The 19,853-nt window shown below is 45.1% G+C and carries 19 protein-coding genes; 3 read left to right on the top strand and 16 right to left on the bottom strand.

Translation table 11 applies throughout. The features are described 5' to 3' along the window. Nucleotides 1-82 precede the first annotated feature (82 nt). The 4 genes from M3N64_RS03210 to M3N64_RS03225 form a co-directional block, all read right to left on the bottom strand. Nucleotides 83-655 carry a hypothetical protein gene (locus M3N64_RS03210; protein WP_249097575.1) on the bottom strand — a complete coding sequence of 191 codons (573 nt, stop codon included), beginning with the start codon at nt 653-655 and terminating at the stop codon, nt 83-85. Nucleotides 656-856: 201 nt separating this feature from the next. Then, nucleotides 857-1,030 (bottom strand): 50S ribosomal protein L32, encoded by a 174-nt coding sequence (rpmF, locus tag M3N64_RS03215; RefSeq protein WP_249097578.1) that lies wholly within the window; start codon nt 1,028-1,030, stop codon nt 857-859. Nucleotides 1,031-1,055: 25 nt separating this feature from the next. Continuing rightward, nucleotides 1,056-1,571 (bottom strand): YceD family protein, encoded by a 516-nt coding sequence (locus tag M3N64_RS03220; protein WP_249097581.1) that lies wholly within the window; start codon nt 1,569-1,571, stop codon nt 1,056-1,058. A 232-nt stretch (nt 1,572-1,803) separates the two neighbouring features. Continuing rightward, nucleotides 1,804-3,183 (bottom strand): ISLre2 family transposase, encoded by a 1,380-nt coding sequence (locus M3N64_RS03225; RefSeq protein ID WP_249097585.1) that lies wholly within the window; start codon nt 3,181-3,183, stop codon nt 1,804-1,806. Between the two features lie 288 nt (nt 3,184-3,471). On the opposite strand from M3N64_RS03225, the gene M3N64_RS03230 reads away from it, so the two are divergent. Next, complete coding sequence (locus tag M3N64_RS03230; protein ID WP_249097587.1) at nt 3,472-4,701, top strand: nucleotidyltransferase; 1,230 nt, start codon at nt 3,472-3,474, stop codon at nt 4,699-4,701. Nucleotides 4,702-4,750: 49 nt separating this feature from the next. Here the strand turns inward: M3N64_RS03230 and M3N64_RS03235 are convergent, their stop codons facing one another. Next, entirely contained in the window at nt 4,751-5,764 is a 1,014-nt protein-coding gene (locus M3N64_RS03235; protein ID WP_249097590.1) for a SepM family pheromone-processing serine protease, read from the bottom strand. A gap of 203 nt (nt 5,765-5,967) precedes the next feature. Between M3N64_RS03235 and ylbJ the strand changes: the two genes are divergently transcribed. Then, entirely contained in the window at nt 5,968-7,173 is a 1,206-nt protein-coding gene (gene ylbJ / locus M3N64_RS03240; protein WP_249097607.1) for a sporulation integral membrane protein YlbJ, read from the top strand. On the opposite strand, the gene coaD is transcribed toward ylbJ, so the two are convergent. The 9 genes from coaD to cyoE all read right to left on the bottom strand — a co-directional run bounded on the left by coaD (nt 7,158) and on the right by cyoE (nt 13,422). Further along, a complete protein-coding gene (gene coaD / locus M3N64_RS03245; RefSeq protein WP_249097625.1) occupies nt 7,158-7,661 on the bottom strand; it encodes a pantetheine-phosphate adenylyltransferase in 504 nt (167 codons plus the stop codon). The two genes, ylbJ and coaD, sit on opposite strands and share 16 nt — an antisense overlap. A 45-nt stretch (nt 7,662-7,706) precedes the next feature. Then, the gene (rsmD, locus tag M3N64_RS03250; RefSeq protein WP_249097646.1) at nt 7,707-8,276 is read right to left on the bottom strand and encodes a 16S rRNA (guanine(966)-N(2))-methyltransferase RsmD; all 570 of its coding nucleotides are present in this window, start codon (nt 8,274-8,276) and stop codon (nt 7,707-7,709) included. Nucleotides 8,277-8,688: 412 nt separating this feature from the next. Further along, nucleotides 8,689-8,955: a YlbG family protein gene (locus M3N64_RS03255; RefSeq protein WP_249098555.1), complete on the bottom strand. Its 267-nt coding sequence runs from the start codon at nt 8,953-8,955 to the stop codon at nt 8,689-8,691. 46 nt (nt 8,956-9,001) lie between these two features. After that, nucleotides 9,002-9,490 (bottom strand): YlbF/YmcA family competence regulator, encoded by a 489-nt coding sequence (locus tag M3N64_RS03260; RefSeq protein WP_249097663.1) that lies wholly within the window; start codon nt 9,488-9,490, stop codon nt 9,002-9,004. 52 nt (nt 9,491-9,542) lie between these two features. Then, nucleotides 9,543-9,827, bottom strand: a complete 285-nt coding sequence (locus M3N64_RS03265; RefSeq protein WP_249097666.1) for a YlbE-like family protein — start codon at nt 9,825-9,827, stop codon at nt 9,543-9,545. Between the two features lie 2 nt (nt 9,828-9,829). Beyond that, on the bottom strand, nt 9,830-10,276 hold the full coding sequence (gene ylbD, locus M3N64_RS03270; protein WP_249097669.1) for a spore coat protein YlbD: 447 nt from the start codon (nt 10,274-10,276) through the stop codon (nt 9,830-9,832). A 216-nt stretch (nt 10,277-10,492) separates the two neighbouring features. Further along, a complete protein-coding gene (locus M3N64_RS03275; RefSeq protein ID WP_249097673.1) occupies nt 10,493-11,545 on the bottom strand; it encodes a CAP domain-containing protein in 1,053 nt (350 codons plus the stop codon). A 98-nt stretch (nt 11,546-11,643) separates the two neighbouring features. Beyond that, nucleotides 11,644-12,183 (bottom strand): CAP domain-containing protein, encoded by a 540-nt coding sequence (locus M3N64_RS03280; RefSeq protein WP_249097676.1) that lies wholly within the window; start codon nt 12,181-12,183, stop codon nt 11,644-11,646. A 315-nt stretch (nt 12,184-12,498) separates the two neighbouring features. Continuing rightward, nucleotides 12,499-13,422: a heme o synthase gene (cyoE, locus tag M3N64_RS03285; protein ID WP_249097696.1), complete on the bottom strand. Its 924-nt coding sequence runs from the start codon at nt 13,420-13,422 to the stop codon at nt 12,499-12,501. A gap of 379 nt (nt 13,423-13,801) precedes the next feature. On the opposite strand from cyoE, the gene M3N64_RS03290 reads away from it, so the two are divergent. Next, nucleotides 13,802-14,722 carry a COX15/CtaA family protein gene (locus M3N64_RS03290; RefSeq protein ID WP_249097700.1) on the top strand — a complete coding sequence of 307 codons (921 nt, stop codon included), beginning with the start codon at nt 13,802-13,804 and terminating at the stop codon, nt 14,720-14,722. 223 nt (nt 14,723-14,945) lie between these two features. Here the strand turns inward: M3N64_RS03290 and M3N64_RS03295 are convergent, their stop codons facing one another. Continuing rightward, nucleotides 14,946-18,389 carry a pyruvate carboxylase gene (locus M3N64_RS03295; RefSeq protein WP_249097717.1) on the bottom strand — a complete coding sequence of 1,148 codons (3,444 nt, stop codon included), beginning with the start codon at nt 18,387-18,389 and terminating at the stop codon, nt 14,946-14,948. Next, nucleotides 18,370-19,536 (bottom strand): FtsW/RodA/SpoVE family cell cycle protein, encoded by a 1,167-nt coding sequence (locus M3N64_RS03300; RefSeq protein WP_249097722.1) that lies wholly within the window; start codon nt 19,534-19,536, stop codon nt 18,370-18,372. The genes M3N64_RS03295 and M3N64_RS03300 overlap by 20 nt, the downstream gene beginning before the upstream one ends. Nucleotides 19,537-19,853 lie beyond the last annotated feature (317 nt).

Genomic DNA, 19,853 nt, shown 5'->3' on the forward strand with positions numbered 1-19,853 from the left:
ATTTGATTCGCGTTGCCTGCAGAGCGATGCGTACTTAACGAAAACTCCATCTAATCATGAGTTGTTGTTCTAAATTGCATCATTACCGTGGCTGCTCCTTTCCCGGATCAATTTCGTTTCTCACTTCATCCACTGCCTGAAAAGCATGGAGCAGCGATTCGTAGTTATTTTTAATACTTGTATACTCCTTCTGAAGCTTAAGATAAGCTTCATCAAGAAGTTTCTTTTCAATCTCCAGCCTTTTCAATTGTTCGTCCGCTTGCTTTCCGTTACCTGTCAGATCTGCCACTGACTTCAATTGATGGAGAAAACGGATCATACGGTCAATATCCGTACTTGAAATGGTTTCTGCTGAAGATGGGGCCGGCGACACCTCAGCCGGATGGGTTCGACTAAAATCCTGCATTTTCAATTTCTGCCTGTTTTTCTTATTTTTTTTCCGAGCAGCCTTCGCCTCCTGCAAAGCCTGTGCATTGATTTTCCGTATCGCTGAATTCCAGCGAAATCCGCAGGCGGCCGGCGTACGCGATAAGCATTTCCCTGCCTCCGCGAACCCTTCTAATTGTGTGCTGCCTTCTTTGATATGCCGAAGAATAATTTCAGCAAGCTTGCTGTCTTCTTCCTGTGACCAGGCATCCTGCCTTGTTGCTGGCATTTTCCTCCCTCTTTTCTCTTAAAGCTGATTGAGTGTACTCTCGATTTATACTTTATGCTGCTGATAGGATCAGTAGAATAAAACCAATCATCTTATTAAGAGAGAGACAATCTGTAGTGAAAAACACAGATCGTTTAGCAGCGCCGAGAGAAAAAAGGCAAAAAAAAGAGAGGCAACTAAGCCTCCTGAACACCGCAAACATTAATGTTCGATAACTGCTTCACCCTTGTATGATCCGCATGACGGGCACACTCTGTGAGCTAGTTTATATTCACCACAGTTGTCACATTTCACCATCCCTGGAACGTTCAGTTTGAAATGTGTACGCCGCTTGTTTTTACGAGTAGTTGACGTTCTTCTTTTCGGTACTGCCATTACTTGACACCTCCTCGATCACTCATTAATCATCAAAAAACTTTTTCAGTTTTTCCAACCTTGGGTCAATCTGCTGCTTCGACGTTTCCTCATTTACAAGCGTCCAGCCTTTCCCAGAGAGATGAGCTTGGGCGCGCGCTTTTTCACTGACTACACGCATTGGCTTCTCTACCATGATCGCTTCAACGAGGCAGGGGATTAAATCGATCCGATCACCCTCAACGTGATGTACCAGTTCACCCTCAGCCCCATCTTCAGCTTCCGCTGACAGCGAAAAGGTCTCAGCGGTATTGATCTGAAAAGGATATTCGACATCTTCCAATGTAATGGCACATGGAAGAATCATCTTGCCTGATATTTGCAAATGAAAGGTCAGCAATCGCTTTGAAAACTCCACGATCCCTCTAACGTTAACAGGTAATAGGCTTCGTATTTCAGGATCCGCTCGAAACAATTCCAGAGGCAATACAACTTCTTCGTTAAAACTCAGCCCGTCTTCCCTGAATTGCATCAGTTCGGGCACTGACCATGCTAAAGACATACTGAACCACCTCTAGGACAACAAGAAATATTATAAGCCCCGCTAAACGGATTGTCAATCCGGTGCTTTGTTTCGGGTAAGTCAAGTGATTGTGGGTGTCCCCCTGAATACAAAATGAGATTGTCTCTTTGCTTTCAGTTTTTCTCGTTTCACTCACTCATGCGTGTCCTGGCTGGCTACCTCAGCGATCAGGGCGCAGACGCCCTCTACGGGTCTCGACCAGGAAAGACTATTAGTATCCAGCTAAGCCTTTTAAGGCCGAGCAGATAGGCGCCGCGGCAGACTGTTTAAGATAGGGCAGGTTTTCGTGCAGTGTGTCCACTGCCGCCTTTTCGCAGCTCTTTTTCGGCAGCACCTGGGCAGCGGACAGCGGGGACTGCACCTCGTCTTGATCCAAGCGGAACACCCGCTGCTCGCCCGGCAGCACGACCTTTAAACCGTTAACTTTCGCGATGACCAACTCCTGCAGATGATCATAGCCTGCATCGCTCCAGCTCCGGTGGTACTTCATCCGCCTTGCCATAAGACTCATCACCGACTCAGAGGCACCCAACGTGGCCATGTCCTTTGTGTCATGGCCGTGGGCCTCAAGCCAGGACTTAAAGTTGGAAAAGGCCGTCTTTTTCTCATCAATCCGTTGGCTCAGCTCCCCCAGCCGGGCCTCCTGTTCCTCTGTCTCCATGGTGCCTGCGGCACTGTTCAGTTCCAGAAGCAGCTGATCCGGCTGGCCTTGCTTCAGGGCCTGCACCATTTTCGGATAACGGGGATGGTGCTTCATCAGCTGCCTGAGATCCCGTGTGATGTGAAACGTATCATGATGATAGAGGGTATGTTTCGGACCCAGGACCTCTTCTCCGGCAGCGATCCATGACGCGCCGTCTCCGCTGATCACAAAATCAGTTTGGGTGTAATCCAGATCATAAGTCTCTTCCAGGAAGTGCTGAACGCCCTCCCAAAAGGGCTCTTTTCCGTTGTGATAATAGATGCAGGGGGTCACCAGTCGAGATTCGCCCGAGTGGGGGGCCTTCTTCCATCCGGAATGCACACAGACCATCTTGGCTTCCTTCCCCGGACGGGGCTGGACGGCTCCTTTCGCTTTCTGGCGGCTGGAAAACAAACCGTCTGTTTCCAGAAACAGCACTTTGGGCGCGGGCAGTTGCTTCTGCGGTGGAAGGATTTCGGTTTCCAGCACCTGCTGGCGGATCGTTTCATGGCTGATGGCCCGATAGCCGAGAAAGCGCTCAATCTGAGCGGCCGCCTTCCGATAGGACGAACTGTCCACAGCTTCCTCCAGAGCCCATTGTTCAAATGCCGGGCTGAAATGTTTCGGCCCCGCAAAGGAGAGAAAACGGTCAAGCAGATAGACATACTGTCCAGATTGTCGATCCCGGTAATAGTTGCGGCGCAGTGTGACCGCCCCGAGCGTCGTCTCCAAAGACGTGGCCCGTTTATCATGAAGCACAAACCGTTTCTTATCCCGGTTGTCGGCCAGACGCTGGTCCAGATTCGTCAGAAGCTGAAGAAGTATCCGGTGGAACGTCTGTTGCAGGGCATGAAATAAAACATGTTCGATCTCTTTTAAAGAGGTGTGATTTTCATTATACTGATCCATAGGGAGTCCCTTCCTTTTCAATAGACTTAGACAACTCTATTGTACTCAAAGGAGGGCTCCTTTTTTGCGAACCGATTTAAAAACACGGAAAATTTTGGCATGAGGAGGGGTCCGCCGGGCCCGGCGGACCCCTCCTCATTTTCCCCTGCCACCCACATACATTTTACTTACCCCTTTGTTTCTACATTAAAGATTAGCACAGGCAAAGAAGGATTGGCAATTTCTCCATCTCATAAAGGTATGATAAAATGGTTTCATTCATGATTTTGAAAAAAGGAGTTATGTGTCATGATTATTGCCGGAATCGTTGCGGAATATAACCCACTGCACAATGGCCATCTTTATCAATTGGACACGTTGCGCAAACAGCTGAATCCGGATGTCACCATTGCCGTGATGAGCGGCAATTTTCTTCAGCGCGGCGAACCCTCACTTGTGTCAAAATGGATACGGACACGCATGGCACTGGAAGCAGGCATTGATTTAGTGCTCGAACTTCCCTACGTTTTTGCAGTCGGAAAAGCTGATGTGTTCGCTCGCGGTGCTGTCACTATTCTTGATCGTATAGGGGCAAACCGTCTCATTTTCGGCAGTGAATGCGGCCGAATCGAACCTTTCTATAATAGTCTTTCGTTAATTCATGAAAATAAACCGATCTACAATGCACATCTGATTGAGGCAATGGCTCAGGGCGTAAGCTATCCAAACGCGCATGCTGCCGCTTATCGTTTTATTGCCCAAAATTGCAAGAAAGAACTCGTCGATCTGACACAACCTAACAACAATCTTGGTTTTCAATATGTCAATGCGATTGATCAGCTGGGAAGTACAATGATTCCGGTGACAGTCAGGCGAAAACAGACAGAACACAATGACCTGTCTCTTGATCCTGATGCATCAATCGCCAGTGCAACCAGCATCCGCACTCACCTGCTCAGCGGCCGTCCACTGAAGCGCATCAGCAATAAACTCCCTGTATATACAGTTGCAGCCCTTCAGGATGCTGAAAAAACAAATGGCTATGCCAGCTGGGAACGATTCTTTCCTTTTTTAAAATATGCACTGCTCTCATCCAGCAAAGAACGACTATTATCTATTTACGAGATGGAGGAAGGGATCGAACATCGACTCTTAGACTGTATCCGTACGGCAAACTCTTTTCATGAATTCATATCCAGGGTTAAGACAAAGCGCTATACATGGGCACGGCTGCAGCGACTGTGCGTACATATTCTGACTGGAGCCTCAAAACACGATGCGAAACCGCTTGCTCTTTACGGAGATCCGGATTCGGCGCGTCTGCTCGGGATGAGCCAGAAAGGACAGGCATACCTGTCGTCGATCCGAAAAAACTCTGCCTTTACCATAATATCCAAAATCAGAAATTATCGCTCGCCCATGCTCGAACTCGACATCAAAGCAGCGCAAATTTATGACTATCTGGCTGCTAACCGGAATGCAACCAGAACAGAAACTGGTCACCCGCCACTTCGTTATGATCAGAAAAATTATGAATGATATTGAACCTGAACACGCAGAATGCTCATTTACAGTAACTACTGTGCATTCATTGGGTCAAATAATCGACCGCATCTTGAAACGTATGAACAGGAACAATCTTCATGCTGCTGTTTATTTCCTTTGCTGTTTTTTTCGCAGCATCTGCTTCATGACTTGCAACAGGGGCAAAAAAAACATCCACTCCCGACTTGCTTGCCCCAACTACTTTTTCAGCAATGCCACCGATTGGACCGACCTCACCATTCGTTGCTATTGTTCCAGTTCCGGCTATGGTTCTCCCCTTCGCCAGATTCTGTGGATTCAGCTGGTCATAGATTTCAAGGGACATCATTAAGCCAGCGGACGGACCACCAATATTTTTGATATCAAACACCACTTTCGGATGGACATTAACCTTAACATAGTTATCCTGAAATATGCCGATTCCCCAGCCCCTGCCGGATTGTGCATACGCCTTAGGAAACTTAGCGATTTGAACGGTTACTTTTTTTATCTGGTTCTTTCTGATGATGGTCAGGGGAAAACGTTCACCAAGTTTTTTATTCTTTACAAACCGATTCAAATCCTCCATATCAGAGATCTTATGATTATCTACACCAATTATAAGATCACCTGTCTGAAGCAGACTGCTGTTGGGCATGTTTTTCATGACGCCATAGATCAGCACTCCTTCTTCCATTAATTTCGGATGCTTTCCGGACGCCTTATAGGCAACATAAGCTGCTGCCTGCTGCGCACTGTTCATATAATTTTTCTGACGGAGATTATAGTCCTGATCATTTTCATCCGGCATCTTCACCTGACTGGCTTTAACAATCGTCGTATATTTGTTTCCGTCAAACTTTGCCCACAGATATTGATAGATCGTTGCCTGTCCTAAATATATGTACACAAGCCGATAGTCCCCATCGATTCGGTCCGCCCCTTTAACATTCACCATTTTCGACATTGACTCAGCATTGCCTGGACGCTGAACATAATAAGGTGTCCGAATGAAATTTAAAGCAATTAATACAAACAGAATAACGGCAAGCAACCACCGAAACGCTTTTCTTTTCACTTTGCTGCCATCCTCCTCCACTTAAATAACCTTGAGTTGCTTTCATCGGTTTGGCGAAAATGCTCTGATTTTTTAAAAGGGTCTTCTGATTATATGTAACCTGCACTTATTTATTTCGCACGAAGGTCTAACAGTCACCGCCCTTTCGTATAGTGAATGTAACGGACAAGTTTTTGCATCCAGAAAGTGCAGGTGATCTGTTTATGAGTCGCTCAAAAATTCTAACTTATGCGTTTGCCGGATGCTCCGTCATCGCAGCATATCTGATGATCCGTTACCCGCAAATTGCAGTCGGTGGTACTGTCGAAGGACTCAAAATATGGTGGGCAAATGTGTTTCCCGCGCTATTTCCCTTTTTTGTACTTACTGAGCTCATGATCGGATTTGGCGTTGTCAATTTTGCCGGCGTTTTAATGGAACCTGTGATGCGCGCTGTCTTTCGTTTACCCGGCGTTAGCGGATTCGTATTCATGATGGGCATGGTTTCCGGATTTCCTGCCGGAGCACGCATAACCGCCCAACTTTACAAAGAGAAGAAAATATCAAAAGAGGAGGCTGAACGCATGGCAAGCTTTACAAACTTCAGCAACCCTCTTTTTCTGTTCGGAGTAACGGCAGCCGGTTTTTTCGATCTTCCTTCACTTGGCGTCATCTTTGCCCTCTCGCATTATATCGGAAATATTTGTGTGGGACTGATTATGCGATTTGCAGGCAGTGGCCGAAGCAGTGAACGGGAAAAAGCACGGTTATCTTTACGTATTTTCTCTCAGGCCTTAAACAGTATGCATCAGGAACGTTTGCGACGTCGGCAGCCATTTGGTAAAAAAATGGGTGATGCTGTCATTGCTTCTGTTAATACACTTCTTGCCATAGGCGGCTTTATTGCGCTTTTTTCCATGATTTATCATCTGTTGCTGCGTGTCGGCGCCATCCACCTTTTAAGCAGCAGCTTAAGTGCTGCCTTTCGAACACTCGGTCTGACACCTGCACTTGGACCAGCGGTTATTCCCGGGTTATTCGAGTTGACGATCGGTGACCACAAAGTCGCTGAAACTGCTGCGCCATTAATTGAGAGAGTCATCACCGTCAGCGGATTGCTTGGTTTTTGCGGCTTTTCAATCCAGGCCCAGGCAGCTGCCATCCTTTCTCAGGCAGGACTCAGTGCACGACTTTTTTTTATTGGAAGGCTTATCCAGATGTTCTGTTCATCTGCAGCTGCCTATGTACTCTTTCATTTTTTTCAGCCCGGGCGCGCTTCGGAGCGACCCGCCATTTTTGTCTTTGAACAGCCCTTTGATCAGTTTGTTCATCAGACGGCCTCATCAGGATCATTAATCACAGTGGCTGTTCTACTCACTTTTATCGCCATTTTAATCAAAAGGCTTCATGACCATCAGTCAGACGGGTGATGTTTACTGCTGAATTTTTGTTTTAACGCTTGCTCAACGGGTAAGGGTACAAGCTCATGAACGGAACCACCGTACATGGCCGCTTCTTTCACCATGCTGGAACTGAGAAAAGAATAGTGGTTGCTGGTCATCATAAAGCACGTCTCAATCGTTGGATTCAAGTTTTTGTTGATCGCTGCAATCTGCAATTCATATTCAAAATCAGAAATTGCCCGCAGCCCCCTGAGAACAACACTAACGTTTTTCTTCTTTGCATAATCAACAAGAAGCCCTTCAAAAGAATCAACCGTTACCGCTCCCAAATGGGCCGTCGATTTCTTGAGCAGCGCAACACGTTCTTCAACGGTAAAAAGCGGATGTTTTGACGAATTATTAAGTACAGCAATAATAATATGGTCAAAAACAGACAGGCCACGCTGAAGAATATCTAAATGCCCAAAAGTTACAGGATCGAAACTTCCGGGATAAACAGCGATCCGTTCACTCAATCGAACCACTCCTCCATTTTAAAATGATGCCGATGAAGAACAGCATTATTCTTTCACATCGTCAAAATGATAAACAGATACAGCAGTATAGCCTTGGTACGTGCGATATTTTTTTCGGACCAGTTTTCCTTCCCATGTATCGGGAAGCTGCACGTCTTCGTCATGTTCAACAACGACCACAGCATTTGGCCTCAGCAATCTCCGTTTCACTAATGTATCCAGATCGTTAAGAATATGCTGTTTTGCATAGGGCGGATCAATAAAGACAAGTGTGAACTCTCGATTTTCCACGCTCAACTGTTCCAATGCGCGAGCCGCCTCAAGCTTCATGATTTTTGCACGCTCTTTATAACCGCACGCGGCCACATTTTCACGGATGATGTTACAAGCCGCCGCTGCGCGGTCAACAAACACAGAAAACGCACAACCTCTGCTCAATGCTTCAATACCAAGCCCGCCGCTTCCTCCATATAAATCCAAAACCATTCCCCCATCAAAAAAAGGGCCGATCATATTAAAAATGGTTTCTTTAACTTTATCTGTTGTTGGCCGCGTCATTCTGCTATTAACTGTTTTTAATTTTCTTCCTTTATTTTCCCCTGAAATTACCCTCATCGCTTGTCCTCCCAGAAGATGCCTGTGCAAAACAGGTGACATGGCCCGCAATGCTTTCAATCAGACAGCATCTTGGGTTCAATTTGCTGATCAAATGTATAGAATTCATTCAGCACGTAAATACTAGCTGCTGGCAACATCCTTAATGATGTTGGCCCAACCGCGGATACTTACGTTTCCCCATAAGTTTTCCGCCGGTTTCTCCTCTCCCATTGTCTTGCATCTTTTGATGCGTAAAGACGGCCCGCAGTTTGCCTGCGGGTTTTTTTCATACTATAGAAAGTATAAAATTCAGCGATTATAGTAGCATAAGTGCAGCGGTGCAAGATGATTAATGAATTTAGATAAAAGAACGATCGTCTGAAGCTTTTGAAACACCGCCGGACATAAGATAAAGCTGTTTTTCTCCGACTTAATTGTAAATTTCATCCTTTGCTTCCGCTTTCGATTTTCCTTTTTCATATGTTGTCCGTATTTCCTGCATATGAGATAAATCAACCGCTTTAACAAATTTCATTTTTGAGAGCTGACTCATGGTTAACTCTGTTTGCTCATGATTGCAATATAAAATGGCGTATTTCATTCTCTTTGATATATAGTGCACATAGCCATAACGCCTGAGCAACCGAAAATACTTTGTATGGTACAGCCATACAATAATACTGTCTCTTTCTTGCATGTCCAACGAAACGGCCACCCCTTTTGCTTCCATTATCCATTCAGCTTCAGGCCTGAATTTTTTTTGATTCCTTATTCTTCTTATGCTGACTTTTTCGCGAATGGCATCCACACGCACCGCCCGATCCACATCCGGTTCCACAGGACCGATCGAAAAAAGGATCGCCAGTCGGCACTTTTATCGATGATGAAACCGAGCTTGCGAGCAGCGCACTGACCTCGCCAAGCAGTTCATTCAATCTTTTTTCTTCTTTTTTATATTCAGCAATGAGTGGATACAGATCCAATTCACGTTTACATACCATCATTTCTTTCATAACCTGCTTAAAATCCGGATGATAGCGTCCAAAACGCTGAACTTCATCATATTTATCTCTAACCTGTAAAAAGTGCTTAATCAATTGCTGCGCACGCTGATCGGATTCAGCTTTCTTTTTGCTTTCCTGATACGACGTGTAAACTTCTGATTCCGCAATTAAAGAGGCCAATTCTTCCGCGTCATCCAATATTGATGCATTTTCTAATGTCCCAATCACAGGATCACCTCCGATTCTATTAAAATATACAACAAATCCTCTTTTTACGCCATTATGCAGTGCGGTCGGGATTCAATGTGCCTTCCCGCTGCGCTGACTTTTGTTCACTCATCGCCTGTGCCATCGCGACAAGCATACTCATCATGTTCACCCGCTGATTGAATCGATCCAGTCGCTGGCCAAACGTTCGCCCATAGTATTGATCTGACACAGATTTAAGCCTGCTGATCGCCTGTGGATTCCGTCCAAGCATCCGGTACCATTCCGGGTGCATACGCACAAAGAGCTTCTCCTCCGGACGCTGGTCGAGATACATTTGTATTTCTGCACGCATCATATCTAGTCCCTTCGAAAGAAGAATGGATTTTGCGGTCGTTCACCGTTCAAGGGCGGCCGGTCAGTACCTTCTTGTGTGCGGGTTTGATCTGGTGTGTTTGAATCATTGGTCTGCTGAAACTGACCGATGAACGACTGAATACCATTCAATGCACCGCTTATTGTTTCAAGACGGTTCTGCCATTGTTTGGTATCAATCGTGTCAACCGCTTTTAGTATTTTATTCAGAGAAAACGGCACATTCTTTTTCTTCTCGTTTTTTTCTTCAGTTTCCACTGACTGGACACCATATTTTTTCCAGATCTCATGGTTTTCCCCAAAGATGACCCAGTTATCAAAGACGTCGTTCCATTTAATGCCGTTCTTATGAACATAGTCGACAATTTCCGGATGACTGCGCAAAAAATTTTTAAATCGTTTGATCGCTTCATTTGTTTTTGATACCGCCAAAGAGCACACCTCCCCGTTCTTTAACTATAATCATCTTAAGCAGAAACAAGGTCAGATGTGCAATGAAAAATCATTGCTTATAATAGATGAAGACTTTGTTAAAATCTTTCGTTGTTTTTAATCGTTTGTCGCCTCGGGCATGCTGCGCGCTCAGCTATGATGAAAAAATTCATTATTGAGTCGGATATCCTTTTTCTGAAAAACACCTCTTTCAATTTATTGGAGCAGAGGTTTCACAAAGTCCTGTGTATAGTAATTCTGATAAGAACCGACACCCAGTTCTGTAAATGCATCATTCAGCAGATTTTTCCGATGATCTACGCTGTTGAGCCACCCGAGACTAACAGCAGGCGCATCCGGATATTGGGCAGCTATGTTTTCACCTGCAGTTTCAAAGCGAATCTGCTCCTTTTCTAATCGCTCTTTAAGATCACCCGACCACCTGGAATCATGTGAAAAATAATTTTTCACTTTCATTTCCTTGCTGTGCTTATAGGCGGCCTGATGCGCTTCACGATTCCACTTCAGCATTTTTTTGTCGAATCGTAAGCGAAAGATATTGCTGATATCATAAATTTCCTGATCTTCTCCCTGATTGACCGCCGACCACTCCTTGTCACTAAGTTTCGAAATCTGTGGCAATGTTCCTTGATAAGTCATGGAATACGGATGCTGTGTCGCAAGTACGGAGGTTGTCATATAGCGAACGCCAACCAGCCGATCCGAAAGATGATCGAAGTTCAACTGTACCCAATTGTCTCCGAATTTCATCAATGGACGTGTCATCATATCCTCTTCATTCAATTCAAAGTCAATCTTTGCTCCTTTATAACTTAAAGAAATTTCATCAGAAACAGGCACCTTGGCATAGATATTTTGCGATTTTTCTCCAATGGTAAACGGTTTGGTTGCTAACTTTTTTCCGAGCACATAAATCGTAGTCACACGATTACTTTCTTGATCGATGCCAATCTGCACGTAACGTTCACTTTCTCGGCCGTAAATAAACCATCGGTATCCAAATTTTGTCACGTCAATGCGTTCGGGCTTTCCGAGCACCCGGCGTATTTCCTGTTCCGTCTTTCCCATGAATGTGTGCATACCTTTTTTGGGAACTTTAAATGATGTATGCGACGGCATTGTCATCGGATGATCATTTATTGAGGAGCTGTTATCGTTATTTGAAGAGGGACTGACTAAACTAATCAAAAACGTGCCTGCAAAAACAATAATCGCTGTAATAAAAATAATGACGTTCGTTTTTCTCACTGCAATCCCCCCTCTTGTCCAGAGCATTTTCTTACATTATACCAATCCAATGATAAAATCATGGCTCGCCTTCCAAAGAACGTATTTACAAAAGCGGCTCACTCGTCATTAGTTCCTTTTGATACGCCGGCCAGCACGACAACCCAGATCCTGCCTTTTTTACCCGTCGCGTAGCCCGTACCAATCTGACAGGGTTTCTTAATCTTATTAACGATTGCGGCTTGTGCTGAAGATTGCCACAGGCGCCTGGACGTTTCTTCGTTATTATCTGTATGCAGAACGATCACCCGTATATTTCTGCTATTGTACCCTAATGACTTAAGTATTTGGACAGCATTCGTTTGCCCATCCTGGTTCGAAGCAAGCTGCCTGGCCTCGATTCTTGCTGCTCGAAAAAGATTCCAGCTCGGAACAAATGAAACAACTCCTCGTTTCTCCCGTTGCTGCATGATCAATTGATAAAGCTCGCGTTCTGAATGGGTAACCGGAGAAATCTGTCGCGTTTCATTCACTTTGCGCTCATTCTGCGCTGAAGCTGACTTCCAGGCATTCAAGACGCACAGACTTCCAATCGCAAAACTAATCAAAAGAATAATGATTAACGTGCGGTTTGCTTTTAACGAGACTGGTAGTTTCATTAAGTAAATACCTCCTTGAAAATCCAGTCCCATCATATCCAAATTCGCCTGTTCGTAAACCTTGGTACATAATTCGCATTGCCTTATCCATTTACTTCAATTTCAGCGTAAAGTTCCCTGTTTTTTCTTATTTTTGTTTTCTGCATGACGCAATCAGTGACGTTCCTCCATCCACGGAAGTTCTTCACTTGTCCCCCAGCTGAACGATTCATCCGTTTACCAGGTCCGAATGTAAAAAAGAGATGTCACGCTGCCTTTTTTATTGTACAAAAAAAGCCGGAAGAACAATCTTCCAGCTACATGATCGTGCTGCGCCTAGAAAATAATTGAAATCACCATAAGCAGAAATAACAGAGTCATATAATTTAACGAATAAACAAACATCATTTTTGCCCATTTAATTGTTTCTTTGGTTTTCAATCCGTAAATTGCCAAGCCAAGCCACGCGAATCCCAAAAGCGAAGCCCCGATCGTATAGACAGGACCGAGTGAATAAAGTAACAGTGAGGTTGGGATGAGCACAGCCACATAAGAAATCATCTGCCTCATTGTCACATCAAAGCCTGCAATCACAGGCAACATAGGAATTCCGGCACGCCTGTATTCCTCAACACGCTTCATTGCCAGCGCCAAAAAGTGCGGCGGCTGCCAAAGAAATAAAACCAAGAATAAGATCCACGGCACCGGTGAATTCAGGGACGGATCAATCGCGGCCCAGCCAATAATTGGCGGAACCGCACCCGCTGCGCTTCCGATTACTGTATTCATCGTCGTGCTTCGTTTGAGCCAGAGCGTGTAAACCAATACATAGACAAGCAGGCCAAACAGACCAAACCATCCAGCGACTGCCGAAACCGCAAACAAAGCAAGCAGACCAACAATTGACAAAGAAAAACCCATGATCAGCACTGTCTTTCCCCGCAATTTTCCCGTCGCTGAAGGCCGTTCCTGAGTCCGCTCCATCAGTACGTCAATATCCCGATCGATAAAATTATTTAAGGAACATCCTCCTGCAATCACCATCGCCGTACCGATTAAAACTAAGAGTATGGAAGAAAGTGATGCACGAAAATCCGCCCCTGTAAGAAACAACGCCAGCCATACCCCGGTGAAAGCAGTCATTAAATTTGAATTCACAATGCCTATTTTAACTGTTGTCAACACGTCGTGAACGATTGCTTTTTCAGGCATTGCTGCACTGGATTCAAGCAACTGACCATCTGTTAACATTTTTTTCATCAAATCGTTCCCTCTTTCTCTTACCAAGCATCATTTAATCATTCATTTTGCATACTTGCGTCCAAATCTATGATTGTTCATTCACTTTATACATAAGATTTACCCTTACATCCATTATATATGAACAATAATTTTTTGTCTTATATCGCGTGCAGTGATATTAGTCACGTTATAATTTATTTGTAAATCGATATTGTGATCAATCTGTGTTTTTTGGGAGATTTTCATGGCACATTTCCTATCAGAGGGGCACTCATTTTTAAAAAATCTTTTTTATCAGAGCTAATTATTCCGGATAATCGGTTGATTCTGTTAAAATAGTGATTGCGTAGCTGAGCATTGAACAGCAACGCCAACTTCAGAATAAGGTGATTGATTTATGAACGATAAATATCTCAAGCTTTTAAGCGTCACAGGAACGATCTCAGTACTTATTGTTGTCCTTATGGGCGCGCTCGTGACGAACACCGGGTCTGCTTATGGATGCGGCAACAACTGGCCCCTGTGCAATGGACAAGTCATTCCGAATGCCGAAACCCATCAAACATGGATCGAATTCAGCCATCGCGCAGTTTCCGGCATCGCTTCTCTGCTCGTTGTTATTCAGGCTGTCTTGCTGTGGTTTCGTTTTAAGAAAGTCTGGAGCGGACGCTTTCTTGTCCTTGCTTCTGTATTTTTTATTTTCCTGCAAGCGTTTCTCGGAATGGCTGCGGTTGTATGGGGACAATCTTCTGTCGTGCTTGCGCTTCACTTCGGAATTTCGCTGCTTTCCTTTGCCAGCATGCTGCTGCTTACCTGTCTCGTTTTTGAAACGAGCAAAGCGAATCGCCATTTATTTGCATTTTCAGTCCATACACCAATGAAATGGAATCTCATACTTCTCGGTATTTATTCATATCTCTTAATTTACTCTGGCGCGTTCGTCCGCCACACCGAATCCAGTCTGGGCTGTACTGATTTCCCCTTATGCAATGGCCGTGTCCTTCCTGATCCATTAATCAGCAAAGCAGGGGTTCAATACTTGCATCGTTTGCTTGCACTTGGCTTGATCATATGGTTGATTGGCACACTGATTGTTATACTACGCAAATACAAAAACCAGGTTAAGCTTTCCAATCTGCTCTTTTTTGCAATAATATGTATTGCGTTGCAGGCTGCGTCCGGCGTTTTTATTATCACGACAAAAATGAACCTTCTCTTTTTATTGCTGCATGCTTTGTTTGTAACGGGGTATTTCGGGATCTTGACCATTCTGATACTCTTTGGCCTGCGCCCGGACAAATATGTCCCGAAGCATTGATCATCTGTTAATCAGTAGAACCATAGGTTGTTGATCTATGCTTTTTGAATTGCATCATTGCTGCGGGGTTCGCTGGCACGCATCAGCTGGAACAATCCTGCAGGCGTTTCGCACCACAGCTTTGATTCAGTGAAATATGGTTCTGCCTGTTAATACAGGAAAAGAGCAACGTAAAAAGCGAACCGGGTTCGGTTCGCTTTTTTACGTTGCCTGTAATGGAAAATCAGCTTAACTCAATCATTAAATCGCCAGTTTCAATGACGTCATTTTCACTGACATAAACTTTTTTAATGACACCATCAATGGGTGCCTGTACCGTAGTCTCCATTTTCATCGCCTCAGTGACCAGTAAATGGTCACCCTTCTTCACGCGCTCGCCATTTGTCACCAGAACTTTAACTACTGTACCTGGCATTGAAGCCCCAATCTGATTTGGATTGTCTTTATCCGCTTTGGCATGTGCAACTTCCGATGCCTGCACATTAATATCCTTAATTGTAACTTCTCTTGGCTGACCGTTTAATTCATAATACAGAGTCCGCGTCCCGTCTTTCTGTGCGTGTCCGATCGAAATCAGTTTTACAACAAGCATTTTGCCTTCCTCAATGGTCACGGACACTTCTTCACCAAGCCGCAGTCCATAAAAGAACACCGGCGTAGTAAATATGGTTGTCTCTCCATACATGTCACAGAAATGAAGATAATCCGTGTACACTTTTGGATAGAGCGCCGCAGACAGTACCTCATGGAACTTAAATTTACGTTCAAACTTTTCTTCAAGACGGGCCTGGATATCCGCAAAGTTCACCGGTTCGAGATGTTTGCCCGGACGATCAGTCAGCGGTTTTTTCCCTTTCAGGACAATACGCTGCAGTTCCTTAGGAAATCCCTGATAGGGCTGACCGAGTTCCCCCATAAAAAAGTTAACTACGGAATCCGGAAAATCCAAGGTCTGGCCCTTTTCATAAATAGTGTCTTCGTTTAAATTATTCTGGACCATATACAGGGTCATATCCCCGACAACTTTTGATGAAGGGGTTACTTTCACAATGTCACCAAACATAAGATTGACGCGACGGTACATATTCTTGACTTCCTCAAAACGATCGCCAAGTCCAACAGCAATGGCCTGCTGCCTGAGATTGCTGTACTGTCCGCCTGGCATTTCGAGCTTATAGATTTCCGCATTGGAAGTCTTCATACCACTCTCGAACGGAAAGTAATACGCACGTACCTTTTCCCAGTAGTGGCTTAGTGATTCGAGCGCATCAATCTGAGTTTCCGGCTTCCGATCATTTGCGGCAAGCGCGTAATACAGTGAGTTGGCACTCGGCTGTGACGTCATTCCGGACATTGCCTCAACAGCAACGTCCACAATATCAACACCGGCTTCGATTGCCCGGACATAAGTGTAAATGCCATTGCCGCTCGTATCATGAGTGTGAAGATGAATCGGGATGGTCACCGCATCCTTCAATTCAGAAATCAGCTGATAAGCGGCTTCAGGTTTAAGCAATCCAGCCATATCCTTAATACCGAGAATATGGGCACCGGCAGCTTCCAGATCTTTTGCCATTTTTTTATAATAATCCAGATTATACTTTGTTCGCTGACCATCAAGAATGTCGCCTGTATAGCACATGGTACCTTCAGCGATTTTGCCGCTTTCCAGTACGGCATCCAGTGAAACACGCATTCCTTCAAGCCAGTTTAAACTGTCGAAAACCCGAAAAACATCGATACCATGCTTCGCCGCTTCTTTGACAAAAGCTTTGATTAAATTATCAGGATAGTTTTTGTAACCAACCGCATTAGAGCCGCGAAGCAGCATTTGTAAAAGTATATTCGGCATTTTCGCCCGTATTTTCCTTAATCGTTCCCACGGATCTTCTCTTAAAAAACGGTAAGAAGTATCAAAGGTCGCGCCGCCCCATGCTTCTTCAGAGAACAGATTCGGCAGCAGATGCGCTGTCTGCGCGGCCACGCGAATGATGTCCTTCGTTCTCATTCTTGTCGCGAGCAGGCTTTGATGCGCATCGCGGAATGTTGTATCCGTCAGCAGCACGTGTTTTTGTTCCTTAACCCACTCCGCGACGCCCTTAGGACCCTTTTGTTCCAGAATCTGTTTGGTACCGCCAGGATAAGGTTCGGAAAGTTTCACATCCGGAATTGGCGGCACATCAAAAACAGGCTTTTTGTTTTTAGGAATTCCCGGATATCCGTTGATTGTAATATTTCCGATATAGGTCAGCATCTTCGTTCCGCGATCAAGCATTTTCTCAAAAACGAACAGTTCCGGAGTCGCGTCAATAAATGTAGTTGATACATTGCCCTCAAGAAAATCCGGATGCTGAACAACATTAATCAAAAACGGAATGTTCGTCTTGATACCGCGAATTCGAAATTCTTTTAAATTGCGAAGCATTTTCACCGCTGCGCTTTTGAAGGTACGTGCATTTGTTGAAAGCTTTACCAGCAAAGAATCATAGTACGGGGTTATGACCGACCCGGTAAACGCATTGCCTGCGTCAAGCCGAACACCGAAGCCCCCACCGCTTCGATAAGCAACAATCTTCCCTGTATCCGGCATAAACTGATTGCTCGGATCCTCAGTTGTCACGCGGCATTGAATGGCATAGCCATAAGTACGAATATCTTCCTGCTTTGGAATAAGGACCGGATCTTCGTGCAATCCGAAACCTTCGGCAATCAGGATTTGCGAGGAGACAATATCAATGCCCGTAATCAGCTCCGTTATGGTGTGCTCAACCTGAACACGTGGATTTACTTCAATAAAATAGAACTCGCCTGACGGCGTCACAAGAAACTCAACCGTCCCTGCATTGACATAGTCAACGCTTTTCATCAGGCGGACTGCGGCATCACAGATTTCATGGCGTAATTTTTCACCCAGCCCCCGGCTTGGCGCGACTTCAACAACCTTTTGATGGCGCCGCTGTACCGAGCAATCGCGTTCATAAAGATGCACAATATCACCGGTTTGATCGGCCATGATCTGTACCTCGATGTGGCGCGGATGATCGAGATACTTTTCAACGTAGACATCTTCTTTGCCAAATGTCTGCTTTGCTTCCGAAGTTGCCCGCGCATACGCTTCATCGACACCCTGAGCGCTGCGCACAATACGCATGCCTCGTCCGCCACCGCCCAGCACGGCTTTAATGATGATCGGATAGCCATGCGCGGCACCAAAAGCTTTCACATCGTCAACTGATGAGACCGGGCCTCCTGATCCTGGAATAACAGGTATGCCTGCGTTAACCGCAGCCGCTCTCGCAGCCGCTTTATCTCCAAATGTAGTCAAATGTTCCGGTTTAGGTCCGACAAAAATGATGCCTTCCTCTTCACAGCGACGTGCAAAGTCAGCGTTCTCCGAAAGAAAGCCGTACCCAGGATGAATGGCGTCAACATGACGTGCTTTCGCAACTTCAATAATACTTTCAATATCCAAGTAAGCTTCAATCGGACTTTTCCCTTTGCCGACCAGGTAGGACTCATCCGCTTTATAACGATGATAAGAGCCAATATCTTCTTTAGAATAAATAGCAACCGTACGTATGCCGAGCTCCGTACAGGCACGACAAATTCGAATGGCTATTTCGCCGCGATTAGCGATGAGCAGGCGCTTAATTTTTTGCTTCAACATTCTCTCTCTTCCCTTCCATTCTGCTGGTTGATCGATTCATGTTAACAAACGCTGAAATATTCAGTAATACACATATTGAGAAAACCATCATGATTAGCGATGAGCCGCCATAACTGACAAACGGCAGGGTCACACCCGCAATCGGCAGCAGTCCTGTTGCAGCGCCAAGATTGACAAAAGTCTGCACAGCCACCATACTGGATATCCCGATAGCAAGTAAACTTCCAAAAACATCCTTGCAACGGATCGCCGTCACAAAACCTCTGAAAACGAGATAAGCAAGGCACAGGATCACAAACAAAATACCAAGCAGCCCGAGCTCTTCGCCGATTATGGCAATAATAAAATCGGTTTGCGGTTCCGGAAGAAAACCTGTCTTTTCTATGCTTTGCCCAAGCCCTCTTCCGGTCAGCCCTCCGGAGGCAATGGCTACATAGGAATTAATCAGCTGGCGCCCCGTATTGTCTGCAACAGAAAAAGGATCATAGGCTGCGGTAAAACGGCCAAGCTGATTGCTGCTCAGGAACATTTTATAGAAAAGAGCGACAAACCCGGCAGCAACACTGCTCAAAATCAGGATATGCCTGGCCCTTAACCCGGCACAAAGAACCATAACCGCAGAAATCAGCATCAGAATCATTGCTGTACCAAAATCAGGCTGAGCAGCAATCAAACAAAAGAAAACAATGACAACAACCAGTGGAGGAGCAACCGAAGTTTTAAAATCGGCAATGGCATTCTGTTTGTTTGAAAAAACAGAAGCTAAATACAAGATTACGGTTATCTTTACAAGTTCCGATGGCTGAATGTTAAAAGAGCCCAGACGAAACCAGGACTGGGCATTATTTACCGTGTTTCCCAATACAAATAACGCACCCAGCAAAAAAATAGATACGGCAATCAGTGGTTTAACAAGCTTTCTGTACACAGGATAGGGCAAGAGCAGCCCCACTGTCCCAATCGGAACCGATAATACAAACCATGCCAGCTGATGTGTAAAGAAATAACTTGGCGGCTGCGGACGTTCAAAGAAGACACTTGCCCAGACAGAGCCCGCACTGTAGACCATAATTAATCCAAAAGCGATTAACAGCAGCATAACCGTAAGTAAAGAATAATCAAAATGACGGAACATTTTTTTTATCATAGGTTTCACCTGTCTGAATCCAGACCGCTATTCAACTCAGCATCAAAGCTTCAGCCGAATCCATTAAAATTTTGTTCACTCATCCCACTCCAACTACGTCCCTTTATCATCCTCTGCCTCTTCAAGGCAAAGAAACCCTTTGGACGCAGATTGAACTTCAGCAACCCTTACAAGTTTTAGAAAACTTGCTAATTGGCAAGCCTTGTTCAGGCGGACGCCGCATTGCACACACACTGAGTTCCACTGAATCTTTATACTTTTCTTATTTGTGTTAGAGAACTTCACTTCGTCAGTGCTCTGGTGAGGGTGCCGTCGCA

The organism is Sporolactobacillus mangiferae (assembly GCF_023336505.1).
Lineage (GTDB): Bacteria > Bacillota > Bacilli > Bacillales > Sporolactobacillaceae > Sporolactobacillus > Sporolactobacillus mangiferae.